The organism is Xanthomonas sp. NCPPB 3442 (assembly GCF_056725145.1).
The window spans coordinates 4,733,064-4,748,401 of sequence record NZ_CM161514.1; the positions used below are offsets into that span (position 1 = coordinate 4,733,064).

Sequence of the window (15,338 nt, forward strand, 5' to 3'; positions counted from 1 at the left end):
AGAGGGCGTGGTGAGGGCCGCTTGAGACCGGCCGACGCGGCTTCGGCTCAGCCCTTGCGCACCACCACCAGGTGCCGCTCGCCCTCCAGGCCGGGGACCTGCAGCGGGTGCACCTCGCCAACGGTCCAGCCGGCCGGCAATGCGGCGATTTCCTCGTGCGGGTACACACCCTTCATCGCCAACAGGCTGCCGCCCGGGCGCAACAGGTGGCCGCCGAAGGCGATGATGCCGGCCAGCGTGTCCAGCGCGCGCGCGGTGAGGTGGTCGTAGGCGGCCGCCTCGTCCAGCGCTTCGGCACGGGATTCGGCCACTCGGGCGTTGCCCAACTCCAGATGGCGCAAGGCCTCGCGCATGAAGCGCGCCTTCTTGCCATTGCTTTCCACCAGCGTCACCTGCAGCTGCGGGCGGGTGATCGCCAGCGGGATGCCGGGCAAGCCGGGGCCGGTGCCCAGGTCGGCCAGGGTACCGCTGGCGATGTAGGGCTGCATGGCCAGCGAATCGAGCAGATGGCGGGTGACCATCTCGCGCGGGTCGCGCACGGCGGTCAGGTTGTAGGTCTTGTTCCAGCGCACCAGCAGGGCCAGGTAGCGCAGCAGCGGTGCGGCGAAGGCCGCATCCAGGGATTGGGCCTGCAGGCCGCGTTCGAGCGCGGCAGAGACATCGGGGGCGAGTGCGGCATCGTTCATGGCGCGATTATCGCAGCTGGGCTGGCGGGCATGCGCGCACCGATCTTTGCATCGCGGCTGGGAATGGCGTGGTTGCCTCGGCAGGCCGTTGCCCTGCCGCGTGCTGCCCGGCCGCGCCGTGGCTGGCTGTGCTGAACCACCGGCCGTGACGCTGCAACACGTGACACAAAACGGACATGCCGTGGCCACAGCATGGTCGTGTCTGCTTGCCTGCCGTTTTGACCATGCCTGTGATCGACCCGTCTGCCGCCTCACCCCTGCCTGATTGCGCTGCCACGCCGGCGCCACCGGATCCGAGCCGGCGGCGCATCCTCATTGCCGGCGCCAGCCTGGCCGCGGCGGGGCTGCTCAGCCCGTTCGCACGCGCCAGCGGCAGTGCCGATCCCTTCACGCTGGGCGTTGCCGCCGGCGACCCGTTGGCCGATGGCTTCGTACTCTGGACACGGCTGGCACCCCGCCCGCTGGACCCGGACGGACGCGGCGGCTTGCGCGCAGCGGTGCCGGTACGCTGGCAGGTGGCCAGCGACCCGCAGATGCGCACCATCGTGCGCCAGGGCGAGACCGTCGCCAGTCCCGCCTGGGGCCACGCGGTGCACGTGGAGCTCACCGGTTTGGCGGCCGATCGTCCCTACTGGTATTGCTTTCAGGCCCTGGGTGCACGCAGCCCGATCGGCAGTGCGCGCACCCTGCCGGCGGCACATCGGACCCCGGACGCAGCGCGGTTCGGGTTTGTCTCCTGCTCGCACTGGGAACTGGGGTATTTCAGTGCCTACCGCCACCTCGCCGCGGAACAGCCGGACCTGGTGTTCTTCCTCGGCGATTACATCTACGAGTACAGCAACCACGGCGAGGCGGCGCACAAGATCGTGCGCCCGCACGGCAGCGGCGAATGCCTGGATCTGGCCGGCTACCGCAACCGCTACGCGCTCTACCGCACCGACCCGGACCTGCAGGCGCTGCACGCCGGCAGCGCCTGCGTGGCGACCTGGGACGACCACGAGGTACAGAACGATTACGCCAATCGCTGGTCGCAGGACCCCTCGATTCCGGTCGACACCTTTCTGGCCCGGCGCGCTGCCGCCTACCGCGCCTTCTACGAACATTTCCCGCTGCGAGCGCGGCATCGCCCGCACGGCGCGGACATGCGCATCTACCGCTCCTTCGATTACGGCCAGCTGGCGCGTTTCTATGTGCTCGATGGCCGCCAGTACCGCAGCGAGCAGCCCTGCCCGCAAGCCAATGGCTGGCGCGGCGGCCATGTGGTGGCCGACAGTTGCCGCCAGCGCACCGACCCGCAGCGCACCATGCTCGGCTGGGAGCAGGAGCGCTGGCTGCATGGCGGCTTCGCGCAGTCGCCAGCACGCTGGAACGTCATTGCGCAGGATCTGCTGGTGGCACCGATGCGACAGGCTGGGCGCGACGGAGTGGTCGGGCACTGGACCGATGGCTGGGACGGCTACCCGGCCACGCGCGACCGCATGCTCGATGCGATTGCGAACACGCGCCTGCGCAACCCGGTGTTCTGGGGCGGCGACATCCACTCGTATTGGGTCACCGACCTGAAGGCCGATCCGGGCGACGACGCGTCGGCAACGCTGGCCACCGAATTCGTCGGCACTTCGATCACTTCCGACGGCCAGAGCAACGACGAACTGCACGCGACCATGGCAGCCAACCCGCATGTGCACTACGTGGACGGGCAAACGCGCGGCTATGTGTCGGTGACGCTTACGCCGGGCCAGATGGAAACCCGGCTGCAGGGCATCTCCGATCGGCGCGACCGCAACGCCACGGTGTCGACCACCAAGCGCTTCGTGGTGGAGGACGGCAGACCCGGCGCAGTGGAGGCCTGAGCCGGGGCGGTAGCCGCGGACGCACTGCCCGAGGCTGGTGCGCGCGGCATCCTGATCGCGGCGCACTGTGCGGCCCATCGCGGTAACGCGCCCGGGGGTGGTCACGGACACGTGGCGGTAAGACGGCGGCGCTACACCTGCACGCAGCCGCAGCCGCCTGAAGGACACGCATGACTGTCTCCGATCCCGCCCGTCGCCGCATCCTGCAAGGCTTGGGTGCCGGCGTGTTGCTGCCGGCCACTGCCGGTTGGTCAGCGCGCAGCCTGGCCGCGCCGTCGGGACGACCCACCATCACCGACGGGGTGCAGAGCGGCGATGTGCTGGACGACCGCGCGATGCTGTGGAGCCGTGCCGATCGCCCGGCGCGGTTGCGGGTGGAATGGGACACCCGCCCAAGCCTGCGTCAGGCGCGGCGCGTGGACGGCACGATCGCATCGGCGGCGCACGACTTCACCGCACGTGCGGACCTGCGCGGCCTGCCACGCGACCAGGACATCTTCTATCGCGTGCGTTTCGAAGATGCCGACAGCGGTGTGTTGAGCGCGCCCGTCCACGGCCATCTGCGCAGTGCACCGCAGGCGCGTGGCGATGTGCGCTTTGTCTGGAGCGGCGACACGGTTGGCCAGGGCTTCGGCATCAACCCGGACATCGGCGGCATGCGCATCTACTCGGCGATGCGCGAGCGCAATCCGGATTTCTTCCTGCACAGCGGCGACACCATCTACGCCGACAGCCCGATCCCGGCCGAGCTGACGGTGGAAGACGGCAAACGCTGGCGCAATCTCACCACCGCGGCCAAAAGCAAGGTGGCCGAAACGCTGGACGAATTTCGCGGCAACTACCGCTACAACCTGCTCGATGCGCACGTACGCCGCTTCAATGCCGAGGTGCCGCAACTGTGGCAATGGGACGACCACGAAACCACCAACAATTGGTCGCCCGGCAAGCAACTGGATGCGCGCTATCAGGTGCGCGACATCGACGTGCTGGCCAGGCGCGCCCGCCAGGCGTTCCTGGAATATGCGCCGATGCGCGGTGTGCGTGCCGACGGCAGCGGGCGTATCTACCGCAAGATTGCCTACGGCCCGTTGCTGGATGTGTTCGTGCTGGACATGCGCAGCTACCGCGGCGCCAACAGCGACAACCTGCAACCGCGGCCCGGTCCCGATGCCGCGTTTCTCGGGCCGGAGCAACTGGCGTGGTTGCAGCGCGAACTGGCCGGCTCGCGCGCGCAATGGAAGGTGATTGCCGCCGACATGCCGATCGGCCTGCAGGTGCCAGATGGCGAAGATGGAAACGGGCGCCCGCGCTGGGAGGCGATTGCCAATGGCGACCCCGGCGTGCCACGTGGCCGCGAACAGGAAATCGCCACGCTGTTGCGCTTCATCAGCCGCGCACGCATCCGCAATACGGTGTGGCTCACCGCCGACGTGCATTACTGCGCGGCGCACTACTATCACCCCGATCGCGCCGCGTTTCAGCAGTTCGAACCGTTCTGGGAATTTGTCGGCGGCCCGCTCAATGCCGGCAGTTTCGGGCCCAATGCACTGGATGCCACGTTCGGCCCGAGCGTGGTGTTTCAAAAAGCGCCACCTGCGCCCAACACCTCGCCGCTGGCCGGTTACCAGTTCTTTGGCGAAGTGGACATTGATGGCCGCAGCGGCGTCCTCACGGTGACGTTGCGCGACCTGGATGGGGTGGCGCAGTTCCGTCAACCGATTCTGCCGCACGGCGTGGCGTAGGCCCACGCAGCGGACGGGTTAAGCGCCTGCCAACGGATGGAACGCCAATGCGGCGCGGCACTCTGGAGTGGCCCACCATTCGTGCAGCTGCCAGTGTTCGGCCTGGCCAAGTTCCGGATCGCACCACTGCAGGCGCAGTGCGCCGTCGGGCGCGGGCGCATACGCAAGCCGGTGCAAGCCGAACGACAGGCCATGCCCATGGGCCTTGAGCAAGGCTTCCTTGGCGCACCACAGCCGGAAGAACAACGCGTGCTGTGCGTCCGGCGCCAGCGCAGCGAGCAAGGCGATTTCATCGCGATGGAAGAAGCGTTGCGCGATCTCCAGCACACGCGGGCGCGCACGAATGCGCTCCAGATCCACGCCCAGTCGCACGCCCTGGCCCAGCCCTACCAGCAGATAGTCGCCGCTGTGGCTCCAACCGGTATCGCGGTCGGGCAGCGCCGGCTGCAACGAGGGGCGCCCGCGTGCATCGCGCTGCAATGGCACCACTGCCGGGTCGATGCCCAAGGCCGGGCCGAGCAGCTGACGCGCCTGCGGCTCGCCACGCTCGCCGGGGCGGTGCGGGCGTAGCCACAGCTGCACCGGGCCAACCTGCCAGCTCGCATGCGCTGTCACGCGCCGTGCACCAAGCCGAACATTCGGCCACATCGTTCATCGCGCTCGACAGCTGCTTCACGCGCAGCTGCGTTGAATGGCGCCCATGCACCACTTCCGGTGCACGCGAACATGGAGATCAGCAACATGGGCATCATCATCTGGTTGATCGTCGGCGGCATCGTGGGTTGGCTGGCCAGCATCATCATGCGCCGCGACGCGCAGCAGGGCATCATCCTCAATGTGGTGGTGGGCATCGTGGGCGCACTGATCGCCGGTTTCCTGTTTGGTGGCGGCATCAACCAGGCCATTACGCTGTGGACCTTCGTGTGGTCGCTGGTGGGTGCGGTGATCTTGCTGGCCATCGTCAATCTGGTGACCCGCGGCCGACTGCGCTAACGCAGCGCCTCACACAGCTCTCGCGTCGCGCAACGCCCGGGCCTGCCCGGGCGTTGTCGTTTCAGCCTTTCGCGGCAATGCGATCGGCCGGGTGGTGCACGCCGTCTTCCACCGGCACGGCGATGTTCAACGCATACGGATTGACGCCTTCCAGGCAACCGACGTTATAGCCGTATTCGTTGGGATTGGAGCGGCGCCGGTGATGGGTGTAGATGCCGCACACGCCGCAGAAATAATGCGCTGCGGTCTGCGTGTTGAATTGATACAGCTGCAGCACTTCCTCGCCCTGCACTACATGCAGGCCATCGAGGGTGACCGACGCGACGATGGCGCCGCGCCGGCGGCACATCGAGCAATCGCAGCGGCGTGGATCGAGCAGGCCATGCGGCAGATCCAGATCGATTTGCACTGCACCGCAGTGGCAACTCAGGCGATGCACCGGCCCCAGCGTGACATCGCCCACCTTGTGCGTGCTACGACGCAGATGCCGCTCGCTCATGCGCCGACCTCCGCCAGCCGCACCCACGCCGGCGCATGGTCGCTGGGCCGCTCCCAGGTCCGCGGTTCGCGGTCGATGCCCGATTCCACCGCGCGCGTGCGCAACGCGTCCGAGACCAGGGTCAGGTCGATACGCAAGCCCAGATTGCGGCGGAAACCGGCCTGGCGGTAATCCCACCAACTGAAGTGCTCGGCGTCCTGGTTGTGCAACCGGAATGCGTCGTGCAAGCCCAGCGCCAGCAGTTTGTCCAACGCGGCGCGCTCGTCGGTCGAGGTGAGGATGTGGTGCTCGTTCCACACCGTTGCATCGTGCACGTCGCGCGCGTCCGGGGCGATGTTGAAGTCGCCCAGCACCACCAGCTGCGGGTACCGCTGCAGCTCCTGCGCGATCCAGTCGTGCGCTGCGGCGAGCCAGCGCAACTTGTAGGCGTACTTCTCGGTGCCCACGTCCTGGCCGTTGACCACATACAGATTGATGATGCGCACGCCATCCACCGTGGCGGCGATGACGCGCTGCTGCACATCGTCGAGCCCGGGGATGCCCATCTGCACGTCAACTGCCGGCGAGCGCGACAGGATCGCCACGCCGTTATAGGTTTTCTGCCCGCAGAACACGCTGCGGTAGCCCAGTGCCGCCAGCGCTGCATCGGGGAACTTGTGGTCTTCCAGCTTGGTTTCCTGGATGCCCACCACATCCGGCGCAAACGCGGCGAGCCACTGTTGCAGGTGCGGCAGGCGCACATTGAGCGAGTTGACGTTCCAGGAGGCAATCTTCATGGCGCGGACCGTGGTTCAAACCACCAATGGTACCGCGCCATGCGTCGCCCTCAGGACGGTGGAGCCCGGCGTGGCGGAACCGGGCTATTCCGCCACGCGCTGCCGTGCCGTGTGTGGGAAGGCGCGCGTGCCGGCCTGGCGTGCGCGTCTATGCGCTTGCCGCCGAACGTTGGCGAGCGGCCTGCGCCTACGCGCGGGCGCTGCCGGTCGGGCGACCGCCGCCCGTGAGCGAAGGCACGAGACGGGCACCTGCACCGGACAGCCGCCATCATTCAATCACTTGGCGTGAAGCAACCCGCCCGGTTGAAGTGGATAAGTTGGCCTGACCCCCATGACACCGCCAGCCATGCCGTCATCCGCCGCAGTCGCGTCGCCACCGCAGTCGCCTGCCTTCCCCGGCCTGAGCCTTGACGAGCGCGACATGCGCGACCGCCTGCGTCTGGCCGGCGTACTCACCCGTGCCGACCTCAGCCGTGGCACCGGAGTGTGCGCGCGCCACCGCGAACACGCGGCCACCTGGGCCAGGGCCGTGCGGGCATCTCGCACATGTCCCTGGCCGGGCCGCCCCGACAGCGGCGGCATCGCCAAAACGCAGAACGCCGGCACTGGGCCGGCGTTCTGCGATCACATCAACCATCAACCCGTCGATCAATGACCGGAGGCGCCACTGGCACCCAGGCCGGTTTCGGCACGGATCTGCTGCGCCTTGAAGGCAGCGCGTTCGTTGGCTGCCTGCGGGCTGCGATCCAGCACCGAGAACAACCAGATGCCGACAAAACCAATCGTCATCGAGAACAGCGCCGGCGAGGTGTACGGGAACGGCGCCGAGCCGGCCGCGTTGCCCAGCGTGTCCACCCACACCGACGGCGACAGGATCGTCAACACCAGCGAGGAGATCAGGCCGAGGAAACCACCGGTCACTGCACCACGGGTGGTGCAGTTCTTCCACAGCAACGACAGGATCAGCACCGGGAAGTTGGCCGAGGCGGCGATGGCGAAGGCCAGCGACACCATGAAGGCCACGTTCTGCTTCTCGAACACGATGCCCAGCAGCACCGCGATCACGCCCAGCACCAGGGTGGTGGCACGCGAGACCTTGAGCTCCGAACCAGGCGCCGGGTTGCCCTTCTTGAGCACCGTGGCATACAGGTCATGCGACACCGCCGAGGCGCCGGACAGGGTCAGGCCGGCCACCACCGCCAGGATGGTGGCGAAGGCCACCGCCGAGATGAAGCCCATGAACACGTTGCCGCCCACCGCGTTACCGACCAGCACCGCCGCCATGTTGGCCGCGCCCTTGCCGCCGTGGATGGTGCCGGTGGCGACATCGGCGAACTGCGGGTTGGTCAACACCAGTGCGATCGCACCGAAGCCGATGATGAAGATCAGGATGTAGAAGTACCCGATCCAGGTGGTGGCCCACAGCACCGACTTGCGTGCCTGCTTGGCATCGGGAACGGTGAAGAAGCGCATCAGGATGTGCGGCAGGCCGGCGGTACCGAACATCAGCGCCATGCCGAAGGAAATCGCCGAAATCGGGTCCTTGACGAAACCGCCCGGCCCCATGATCGACAAGCCTGCTTTTGCTGCATCCTCGGGCGAAGCGCCACCGCTGGCCGCGACCGCGGTTTTCACCCGCACGCCTTCGGCAAACAGCGCCTCGAAGCTGAAGTTGAAATGCCACATGATCGCCACGGCCATGAAGGTCACGCCGGTCAGCAGCAGCACGGCCTTGATGATCTGCACCCAGGTCGTTGCGGTCATGCCGCCGAACAACACGTAGATCATCATCAGCACGCCGACCAGGGTCACCGCCACCCAGTAGTCCAGGCCGAACAGCAACTTGATCAGCGCACCGGCACCGACCATCTGTGCGATCAGATAGAACAGCACCACCACCAAGGTGCCCGACGCCGCAAAGCTGCGGATCGCCGTCGGCGCGAAGCGGTAACCGGCCACGTCGGCGAAGGTGTACTTGCCGAGGTTGCGCAGGCGTTCGGCCATCAGGAAGGTCAGGATGGGCCAGCCGACCAGAAAGCCGATCGCATAGATCAGGCCGTCGTAGCCGTTGGCCATCACCGCAGCGGTGATGCCCAGGAACGACGCCGCCGACATGAAGTCGCCAGCGATCGCCAGGCCGTTCTGGAAACCGGTGATGCCACCGCCAGCGGTATAGAAGTCGGCGGCCGACTTGGTCTTGGCCGCCGCCCATTTGGTGATCCACAGGGTGGCCAGCACGAAGAAGCCGAACATGGCGATCGCCACCCAGTTGGTGGGCTGCTTGTCGACCTGGCCCAGGTCGCCGCCGGCGGCCAGCGCGATGCCGGCAGGCATCAGGCCGGCCAGGATCAGGAGAAGGCGCGAAGTCTTGCTCATTTGCGGGCTTCCTCCAGGATCTGCGCGGTCAGCTGGTCATAGGTGTTGTTGGCGCGACGCACGTAGATGGCGGTGATGACGATGGTGAACACCATCACTCCGATCGCGATCGGGATGCCGATCGAGGTCACGCCGGCACCGATCGGCTTGGCGAGGAATTCCTTGTCGAAGGCAATCAGGCCGATGTAGCCGTAATAGGCCAGCAACATCAGTATGGTGAGCGTCCAGCCCAGCGTGTTGCGCTGACGCTTGAGTGCGTGGTACTTCGGATTGGCATCGATCTTGGCGATCAACGCGTCATTCGAGACGGTCATGGTCTGTCTCCTGGTAGAGCGCTGGTAAGACATAAGGCGGCGATGCCCGCTCCACCGCAGTGGAGCAGGCCGCCAGTGGCAGAACGCTAGAAGCTGTACTTGGTGGTGAACTGCAGCCGCGAAATGTCGCCGCTGTCGCCGTTTTCGGCTTCGCGACGGCCGTACATCAGCTCGGCGCCCACATCCACCTTCGGCAACGGCGAATAGAACACGTTGGCGCGAATGCTTTGCTGGGACTTGCTGGCAAGCCCACCGGTATTGGCCAGCGAATGGTCGTAATTCACGCGCGAGTACATGAGGGTGCTGCGCAGCTTGGCGTTGTAGTCATGGCGCCAGGCCACCCAACCGGCAACCGTGGTGACGGTCTGGATATTGCCGTCGATGTCGATCTCCACATCCGAGCCGTTGCCCAGGCCCAGATAGCGTCCCAGGCCCTCGCCGTAGCTGAGCTGGTAGCGCAGATCGTTCTTGGAGTTGATGATCCAGCGGCCGCCGCCGGCGATGGCACCGCCGAAGTCGGTGTCGTTGGTCAGCGCGCTGCGGGTGCGGTACTGGCGCGCAATGGCCGACAGACCGAAGGTGCCCCAGGTGCCCTTCCAGTTGTAGCGTGCAGTCAGGTCCGGCATCGCGCCATGGTCCGAGGCCAGGATGGTGTTGCCGCCCTGGTACGGGGTGGTCAGCGTCTCGGGGTTTTCGGCCGACACGCTGAAAGCGCCGCGGGTGTACCGGATCTGAGTCTGACGGCTGAACAACGCACCGTCGGTCGGCCCGACGATGTCGGCCGCTTCCGGCAGGATGGTGGGATCGATGAAGTTGGACCAGGTCTGACCGGCCAGCCAGTTGTTCCAGCTCATGTAGGCGTGCCGCAAGGTACCGCCATACAGATTGTTGACCTGGTTGGCCAGCGCGTTGCCGAAGAAATCCAGTTCGATGAAGGCGGTGAGCTTGTCGCCGTTCTCGGTGACGGTGTCCACGCCCAGATTGAAGCGCGAGAACTTGGCGTGGAAGTCGGTATCGGTGCTGGACGCCTGGCCGCCGACCGGCGTCTGCGTCGGGATATACAGGTAACGCCCCACCGCACCCTCAGGCAATGCGCCGTCGCTGGTGCGGGTGGTCATGAAGTCGGCCTTGATGAAACCACCGTAACGGAACGTTGTCCCCGGCAACGCGTTCGGCGTGATGCTGGTCAGCTGGATCGGCTTCTTGCCGGCCGGCACCGCCGGTGCAGGCGGCGTCTGCGCCTGCAAGGTGCGCACTTCGGTGACCTGCGTCTGCGTCTGCGCGATCTGGCCCTGCTGCTGTTGCTGCGCAGACACCAGCATCTGGACCTGGCGCTCGAGCTCGGCGATACGCGCTTCCAGTGCCTTTTCCTTGGACGTCTGGGCGAACGCAGCGCCCGGCAAAATGGTGGCCACGAACAAGGCGGCCGCCAACGGATGGCGCACCAGCGGTGCAATACGGTGTTTCATGGAACCCTCTCCCCAATGAAGGCCTCGCGCTTGATGGCGATGCTGTGCGGAGCGTGAGGCAGTCCGCGCTTCGGAGCCTATTCGCCTTTGGTCGTAGCTGCAACGCAGCATTGCGCAAGATGACCGATGGTCGCACCGCAGCACGCCTGGCATGTGCGTTGGCGCACTCACCCCGGTTACGACCATGGTCTAAGGCGCCGTTGACCGCCGGGACAGAATGGATGCGGCACACTGATTGTCTACCGAGGGCAGCCGCAACGCCCTCTTCCGACAAGTTCATCGCAAGTGAGGGTGCCATGGCTGATGTTTATCCCGTCGATCCCGCGTTCGCCGCCGATGCGCGCGTGACGCGCGAGCAGTACGCCGCGCTGTACCGCGAATCGATCGAACACCCCGAACAGTTCTGGGGCAAGGCCGCGCAGCGGCTCGAATGGTTCAAGCAACCCACCCAGATCAAGGACGTCAGCTACGCGCTGGACGACTTCCATATCCGCTGGTTCGGCGATGGCGAGCTCAACGCCAGCGTCAACTGCCTGGACCGCCAGCTGGCCACACGCGGCGACAAGACCGCACTGCTGTTCGAACCCGACAGCCCGGATGCGCAGTCCTACCCGGTCACCTACCGCGAGTTGTACGAGCGCGTCTGCAAGCTGGGCAATGCGCTGCGCAACCTGGGCGTCAAGAAGGGCGACCGGGTCACCATCTATCTGCCGATGATCGTCGACGCCGCTGTGGCCATGCTCGCCTGCGCGCGCATCGGTGCGGTGCATTCGGTGGTGTTCGGCGGCTTTGCTGCCAACTCGATCGCCGACCGCGTGATCGATTGCCAGAGCAAGCTGATCATCACCGCCGACGAAGGCCTGCGCGGCGGCAAGAAGATTCCGCTCAAGGCAAATGTCGATGCAGCGCTGAAGATTCCCGGCACCGATACGGTGGAAACCGTGCTGGTGGTGCGCCATACCGGTGGCGCAGTGGAGATGCAGGCACCGCGCGATCGCTGGTTCCACGATGTGGTCGACGGCCAGCCGGCCGAGTGCACACCCGAGCGCATGAACGCCGAAGACCCGCTCTTCATCCTCTACACCTCCGGCTCCACCGGCAAACCCAAGGGCGTGTTGCACACCACCGCCGGCTATCTGTTGTTTGCCAGCTACACGCATGAAGTGGTGTTCGACCTGCGCGAGGACGACATCTACTGGTGCACCGCCGACGTGGGCTGGGTCACCGGCCATAGCTACATCGTCTATGGCCCGCTCGCCAATGGCGCCACCGCGGTGATGTTCGAAGGCGTGCCCAATTACCCGAACGTGTCGCGCTTCTGGGAAGTGATCGACAAGCATCAGGTCACCATTTTCTACACCGCACCCACCGCGATTCGCGCATTGATGCGCGACGGCGCGGAACCGGTCAAAAAGACCTCGCGCAAGAGCCTGCGCCTGCTTGGCAGCGTTGGCGAGCCGATCAATCCGGAAGCCTGGCGCTGGTATTACGAGGTGGTCGGTGACAGCCGTTGCCCGATCGTGGATACGTGGTGGCAGACCGAAACCGGCGGCATCCTGATTTCGCCGCTGGCCGGCGCGGTCGATCTCAAGCCGGGCTCGGCCACCTTGCCGTTCTTCGGCGTGCAGCCGGCGCTGGTCGATGCCGAAGGCAAGATTCTGGAAGGCGCCACCGAAGGCAATCTGGTGCTGCTCGATTCCTGGCCGGGCCAGATGCGTAGCGTGTACGGCGACCACCAGCGTTTCATCGACACCTACTTCCGCACCTATCCGGGCAGCTACTTCACCGGCGACGGCTGCCGTCGCGATGCCGACGGCTACTACTGGATCACCGGCCGCGTGGACGATGTGATCAATGTTTCCGGGCACCGCATCGGCACCGCCGAAGTGGAAAGCGCGCTGGTTTCGCACCCCAAGGTCGCCGAAGCGGCCGTGGTGGGCTTCCCGCATGACGTCAAGGGCCAGGGCATCTATGCCTACGTCACCCTGATCGCCGGGCAGAGCCCGAGCGAAGACCTGCACAAGGAATTGGTCAGCTGGGTGCGCAAGGAGATCGGCCCGATCGCCTCGCCCGACCACTTGCAGTGGGCGCCCGGCCTGCCCAAAACCCGCTCGGGCAAGATCATGCGCCGCATCCTGCGCAAGATCGCCGAGAACGCGCCCGACCAGCTCGGCGACACCTCCACGCTGGCAGATCCGTCGGTGGTGGATTCGCTGGTCAACGGGCGCCTGGCGCGCTGACGCGCCGAAGGGCCGGGATTCGGGATTCGGGATTGGGGATTCGCAGAAGCGGCTTTCCAATCTCTTTCCATTTTCCTCTCCGGATCTGCATTGTCGAACAGTAATGCGTGCGGGCAGTTACGAATCCCAACATCCCTGCTTTTACGAATCCCCAATCCCCAATCCCGGCCCCACCATGACCACCCTGCTCATCGCCGACGACCATCCCCTGTTCCGTGAAGCCTTGCGCGGGGCGGTGCAGCGCGTGATGCCGGGGGTCGAACTGTTCGAAGCCGATAACGTGGATGCGCTGTACACCCTGGCCGATGCGCAGCCGGACGCCGATCTGCTGCTGATGGATCTCAACATGCCCGGCGCACAGGGATTCAGCGCGTTGGTGCACATGCGCTCGCTGCATCCGCAATTGCCGGTGGTGGTGGTCTCCGCACGCGAAGAGCCCACCGTCATGCGACGCGCGATCGACCACGGTGCGTTCGGCTTCATTCCCAAATCCGCCGATTCGGACACCATCGGGCGGGCGCTGGCCACCGTGCTCGATGGCGAGCGCTGGATCCCGGCCGAAGCGCAAAACCTGCCGCCGACCGACAGCGAGGAACGCGAGGTTGGCCAGCGTCTGCGCGATCTCACGCCACAGCAATTTCGCGTGTTGCAGATGCTGGGCGCGGGGCGCCTCAACAAACAGATCGCCTACGACCTGGGCGTATCCGAAGCCACCATCAAGGCCCATGTCACCGCGATCCTGCGCAAGCTCGGCGTCACCAATCGCACCCAGGCAGTGCTGATGGCCGGCAAGCTCGCCATCGATGCCGACGGCATCGTGCTGCCGCCGCCGGAAGAAGACTGACGCGCGCAGGTGTAGGACTGCGTGCGTTGGGGTTGATCGGTGAGGCTTGGTCGCGTCCGGGTGCGCTCGTGCCCGTGCTCCCGCCACCTCGGCCGTCATCGGTGGTGGGCAATCGACGGACGTGCCATGCAACGCAGCGTGGCACCAACGTAGGAGCGCACCTGGGTACGATGCGCGTTCTCGGCAACGCTTTGCAGAAGACAACCGATGCGCGTTGGCGCATACGATCGTGGTGAGCGTTGCAAAACGCTTCGTCGCGCCCTGCTGCCCTGCTGCTTGTCCGGTTTATTCCGGTGCGCGCACGAACAACACGTTCAAATCGCGCATCGGCACGAAGTTGGCCTGCTTGAACTGGAAGGTTAGCGGGTCGATCTTTTTCAGGTCGCCGTCGAAACACAGGCTCAGGATGTCGCTGGCCGCCTGCTTGCGGATGGTCAGCTGGAAGTCCTTGATCGGGCCGTTCCAGTTCTTGCCGGTCGTGAGCACGTAGCGCAGGTTGGCCCATCCCAACCCGTACTTGCCCTCACGACGCTGCATGCTGGCTTTGGTCGCCGGTTCGATGCAGGTGTCTTTTGCATACGCCTTCAGCAAATAGCTGCTGGGCTGCGGGACGCCGGTAGACAGGCTGGGTGTATAGGTGTGGCGGATCTGCACGCTTGCCTTGGCAGGAAATTTCTGCTGCCAGACGAAGTAGGCGTTGAGCGTGAAACGCGGTTGCCCATCGCCATCGACCCAGCGCGCGGGCAGCGGCTTGCGCCCCTTCGGGGGCGTGGCCGATTCGGTGAGCGCGGCGACATCGTCCTGGGTCCAGCCAGTGGCGGCGAACGCGGTGGAGATGTCGCTGCCGTCATCCAGCAACACCACCAGCTTGCGCGTGGTGGCAACCGGTTTGCCGTCGGCCCAGAGCTTGAAATCGCTCAGCGCATTATGGTCGGCCATGCCGAAGTACATCGGCGGCATCGGGAAGGCCACTGGCACGCTCAGGTCGCGCTCGCTGGTGTTGGTGAACACATAGTCCACTTGCACGCGTTCTTCGCTGAGCAACAGCGCTTCGCGGTCCATGCTGATGTCGGGCTGATGCAGCAGGCGGATGGTGCCATTGTCGTCGCCGAAACTGCTGTCATTGGCCTGTGCAGCACTGCAGGCACACAGTGCCAGCACACACAGCCGGACGGAAAACGCCATTGCACGCATGAGGTGATCCTTGAAAGGCCGGCGTACCCGCGCGCCGGGCCGCACAGCATGCCACGCGCGGGCTCGACCGAATGGTGGGCAGCGCGTCGCGCGACGCGTGCGGCAATGGCGCAGGGTCTGATGTGTTTGTGGTGCTGTCGTGCTTGCTGGTGGCGTTGGCCTGGCCTACGGATCAGCCTGCACGCGAGGCGACGCACCTCGACCGTCCACATGCGCTCGCTCGCCTTGGTGGCGGTGTTGCTGTGGGGCCCGCTTAGCGTGCTGGGTGATTTGAACGCGCCAGTGCACTCGCAACGTCATCCCGGCCTTCCCTACGCGTGCCCGCGCCAATGCTGCATGCACGCTTCCATGG

14 protein-coding genes are annotated in these 15,338 nt (G+C 65.9%); 6 read left to right on the forward strand and 8 right to left on the reverse strand.

The window, feature by feature from the left end; genetic code table 11:
* Nucleotides 1–47: 47 nt before the first annotated feature.
* Nucleotides 48–686: a 16S rRNA (guanine(527)-N(7))-methyltransferase RsmG gene (gene rsmG / locus AC1POX_RS20540; protein ID WP_372356549.1), complete on the reverse strand. Its 639-nt coding sequence runs from the start codon at nucleotides 684–686 to the stop codon at nucleotides 48–50.
* Between the two features lie 224 nt (nucleotides 687–910).
* Between rsmG and AC1POX_RS20545 the strand changes: the two genes are divergently transcribed.
* Both AC1POX_RS20545 and AC1POX_RS20550 read left to right on the forward strand, forming a co-directional pair.
* On the forward strand, nucleotides 911–2,539 hold the full coding sequence (locus AC1POX_RS20545; protein WP_372356550.1) for an alkaline phosphatase D family protein: 1,629 nt from the start codon (nucleotides 911–913) through the stop codon (nucleotides 2,537–2,539).
* A 170-nt stretch (nucleotides 2,540–2,709) separates the two neighbouring features.
* On the forward strand, nucleotides 2,710–4,281 hold the full coding sequence (locus AC1POX_RS20550) for an alkaline phosphatase D family protein (protein WP_011349035.1): 1,572 nt from the start codon (nucleotides 2,710–2,712) through the stop codon (nucleotides 4,279–4,281).
* An 18-nt stretch (nucleotides 4,282–4,299) separates the two neighbouring features.
* On the opposite strand, the gene AC1POX_RS20555 is transcribed toward AC1POX_RS20550, so the two are convergent.
* Entirely contained in the window at nucleotides 4,300–4,896 is a 597-nt protein-coding gene (locus AC1POX_RS20555; protein WP_008575969.1) for a 4'-phosphopantetheinyl transferase family protein, read from the reverse strand.
* Nucleotides 4,897–5,022: 126 nt separating this feature from the next.
* On the opposite strand from AC1POX_RS20555, the gene AC1POX_RS20560 reads away from it, so the two are divergent.
* Entirely contained in the window at nucleotides 5,023–5,274 is a 252-nt protein-coding gene (locus tag AC1POX_RS20560) for a GlsB/YeaQ/YmgE family stress response membrane protein (RefSeq protein ID WP_005914591.1), read from the forward strand.
* 61 nt (nucleotides 5,275–5,335) lie between these two features.
* Here AC1POX_RS20560 and AC1POX_RS20565 read toward each other — a convergent pair whose 3' ends face one another.
* Together AC1POX_RS20565 and xth are read right to left on the reverse strand one after the other, a co-directional pair.
* Entirely contained in the window at nucleotides 5,336–5,773 is a 438-nt protein-coding gene (locus AC1POX_RS20565; RefSeq protein WP_008575974.1) for a GFA family protein, read from the reverse strand.
* Entirely contained in the window at nucleotides 5,770–6,549 is a 780-nt protein-coding gene (gene xth, locus AC1POX_RS20570; RefSeq protein WP_122272141.1) for an exodeoxyribonuclease III, read from the reverse strand. The genes AC1POX_RS20565 and xth overlap by 4 nt, the downstream gene beginning before the upstream one ends.
* Nucleotides 6,550–6,970: 421 nt before the next feature.
* Here xth and AC1POX_RS20575 point away from each other — a divergent pair, with 421 nt between their 5' ends.
* Nucleotides 6,971–7,204, forward strand: coding sequence for a hypothetical protein (locus AC1POX_RS20575; RefSeq protein ID WP_372172714.1), 234 nt, complete (start codon nucleotides 6,971–6,973; stop codon nucleotides 7,202–7,204).
* Here the strand turns inward: AC1POX_RS20575 and AC1POX_RS20580 are convergent.
* The 3 genes from AC1POX_RS20580 to AC1POX_RS20590 form a co-directional block, all read right to left on the reverse strand.
* A complete protein-coding gene (locus AC1POX_RS20580; RefSeq protein WP_031424881.1) occupies nucleotides 7,198–8,925 on the reverse strand; it encodes a cation acetate symporter in 1,728 nt (575 codons plus the stop codon). The two genes, AC1POX_RS20575 and AC1POX_RS20580, sit on opposite strands and share 7 nt — an antisense overlap.
* Nucleotides 8,922–9,239 carry a DUF485 domain-containing protein gene (locus tag AC1POX_RS20585; protein WP_008575982.1) on the reverse strand — a complete coding sequence of 106 codons (318 nt, stop codon included), beginning with the start codon at nucleotides 9,237–9,239 and terminating at the stop codon, nucleotides 8,922–8,924. The genes AC1POX_RS20580 and AC1POX_RS20585 overlap by 4 nt, the downstream gene beginning before the upstream one ends.
* Before the next feature lie 86 nt (nucleotides 9,240–9,325).
* A complete protein-coding gene (locus tag AC1POX_RS20590) occupies nucleotides 9,326–10,708 on the reverse strand; it encodes a DcaP family trimeric outer membrane transporter (RefSeq protein WP_008575984.1) in 1,383 nt (460 codons plus the stop codon).
* Nucleotides 10,709–11,004: 296 nt separating this feature from the next.
* Between AC1POX_RS20590 and acs the strand changes: the two genes are divergently transcribed.
* Together acs and AC1POX_RS20600 are read left to right on the forward strand one after the other, a co-directional pair.
* Nucleotides 11,005–12,948, forward strand: coding sequence for an acetate--CoA ligase (gene acs / locus AC1POX_RS20595; RefSeq protein ID WP_372356551.1), 1,944 nt, complete (start codon nucleotides 11,005–11,007; stop codon nucleotides 12,946–12,948).
* A 175-nt stretch (nucleotides 12,949–13,123) separates the two neighbouring features.
* The gene (locus AC1POX_RS20600) at nucleotides 13,124–13,792 is read left to right on the forward strand and encodes a response regulator transcription factor (RefSeq protein WP_008575987.1); all 669 of its coding nucleotides are present in this window, start codon (nucleotides 13,124–13,126) and stop codon (nucleotides 13,790–13,792) included.
* A gap of 285 nt (nucleotides 13,793–14,077) precedes the next feature.
* Here the strand turns inward: AC1POX_RS20600 and AC1POX_RS20605 are convergent, their stop codons facing one another.
* On the reverse strand, nucleotides 14,078–14,986 hold the full coding sequence (locus AC1POX_RS20605) for a DUF4424 domain-containing protein (RefSeq protein ID WP_372356552.1): 909 nt from the start codon (nucleotides 14,984–14,986) through the stop codon (nucleotides 14,078–14,080).
* Between the last annotated feature and the right edge of the window lie 352 nt (nucleotides 14,987–15,338).

Coding starts and splice junctions, on each gene's coding strand:
- AC1POX_RS20545 (WP_372356550.1), top strand. CDS start 911: ATGCCTGTGATCGACCCGTCTGCCGCCTCACCCCTGCCTGATTGCGCT.
- AC1POX_RS20580 (WP_031424881.1), bottom strand. CDS start 8,925: ATGAGCAAGACTTCGCGCCTTCTCCTGATCCTGGCCGGCCTGATGCCT.
- AC1POX_RS20575 (WP_372172714.1), top strand. CDS start 6,971: ATGCGCGACCGCCTGCGTCTGGCCGGCGTACTCACCCGTGCCGACCTC.
- xth (WP_122272141.1), bottom strand. CDS start 6,549: ATGAAGATTGCCTCCTGGAACGTCAACTCGCTCAATGTGCGCCTGCCG.
- AC1POX_RS20600 (WP_008575987.1), top strand. CDS start 13,124: ATGACCACCCTGCTCATCGCCGACGACCATCCCCTGTTCCGTGAAGCC.
- AC1POX_RS20560 (WP_005914591.1), top strand. CDS start 5,023: ATGGGCATCATCATCTGGTTGATCGTCGGCGGCATCGTGGGTTGGCTG.
- acs (WP_372356551.1), top strand. CDS start 11,005: ATGGCTGATGTTTATCCCGTCGATCCCGCGTTCGCCGCCGATGCGCGC.
- AC1POX_RS20590 (WP_008575984.1), bottom strand. CDS start 10,708: ATGAAACACCGTATTGCACCGCTGGTGCGCCATCCGTTGGCGGCCGCC.
- AC1POX_RS20605 (WP_372356552.1), bottom strand. CDS start 14,986: ATGCGTGCAATGGCGTTTTCCGTCCGGCTGTGTGTGCTGGCACTGTGT.
- AC1POX_RS20585 (WP_008575982.1), bottom strand. CDS start 9,239: ATGACCGTCTCGAATGACGCGTTGATCGCCAAGATCGATGCCAATCCG.
- AC1POX_RS20565 (WP_008575974.1), bottom strand. CDS start 5,773: ATGAGCGAGCGGCATCTGCGTCGTAGCACGCACAAGGTGGGCGATGTC.
- AC1POX_RS20550 (WP_011349035.1), top strand. CDS start 2,710: ATGACTGTCTCCGATCCCGCCCGTCGCCGCATCCTGCAAGGCTTGGGT.
- rsmG (WP_372356549.1), bottom strand. CDS start 686: ATGAACGATGCCGCACTCGCCCCCGATGTCTCTGCCGCGCTCGAACGC.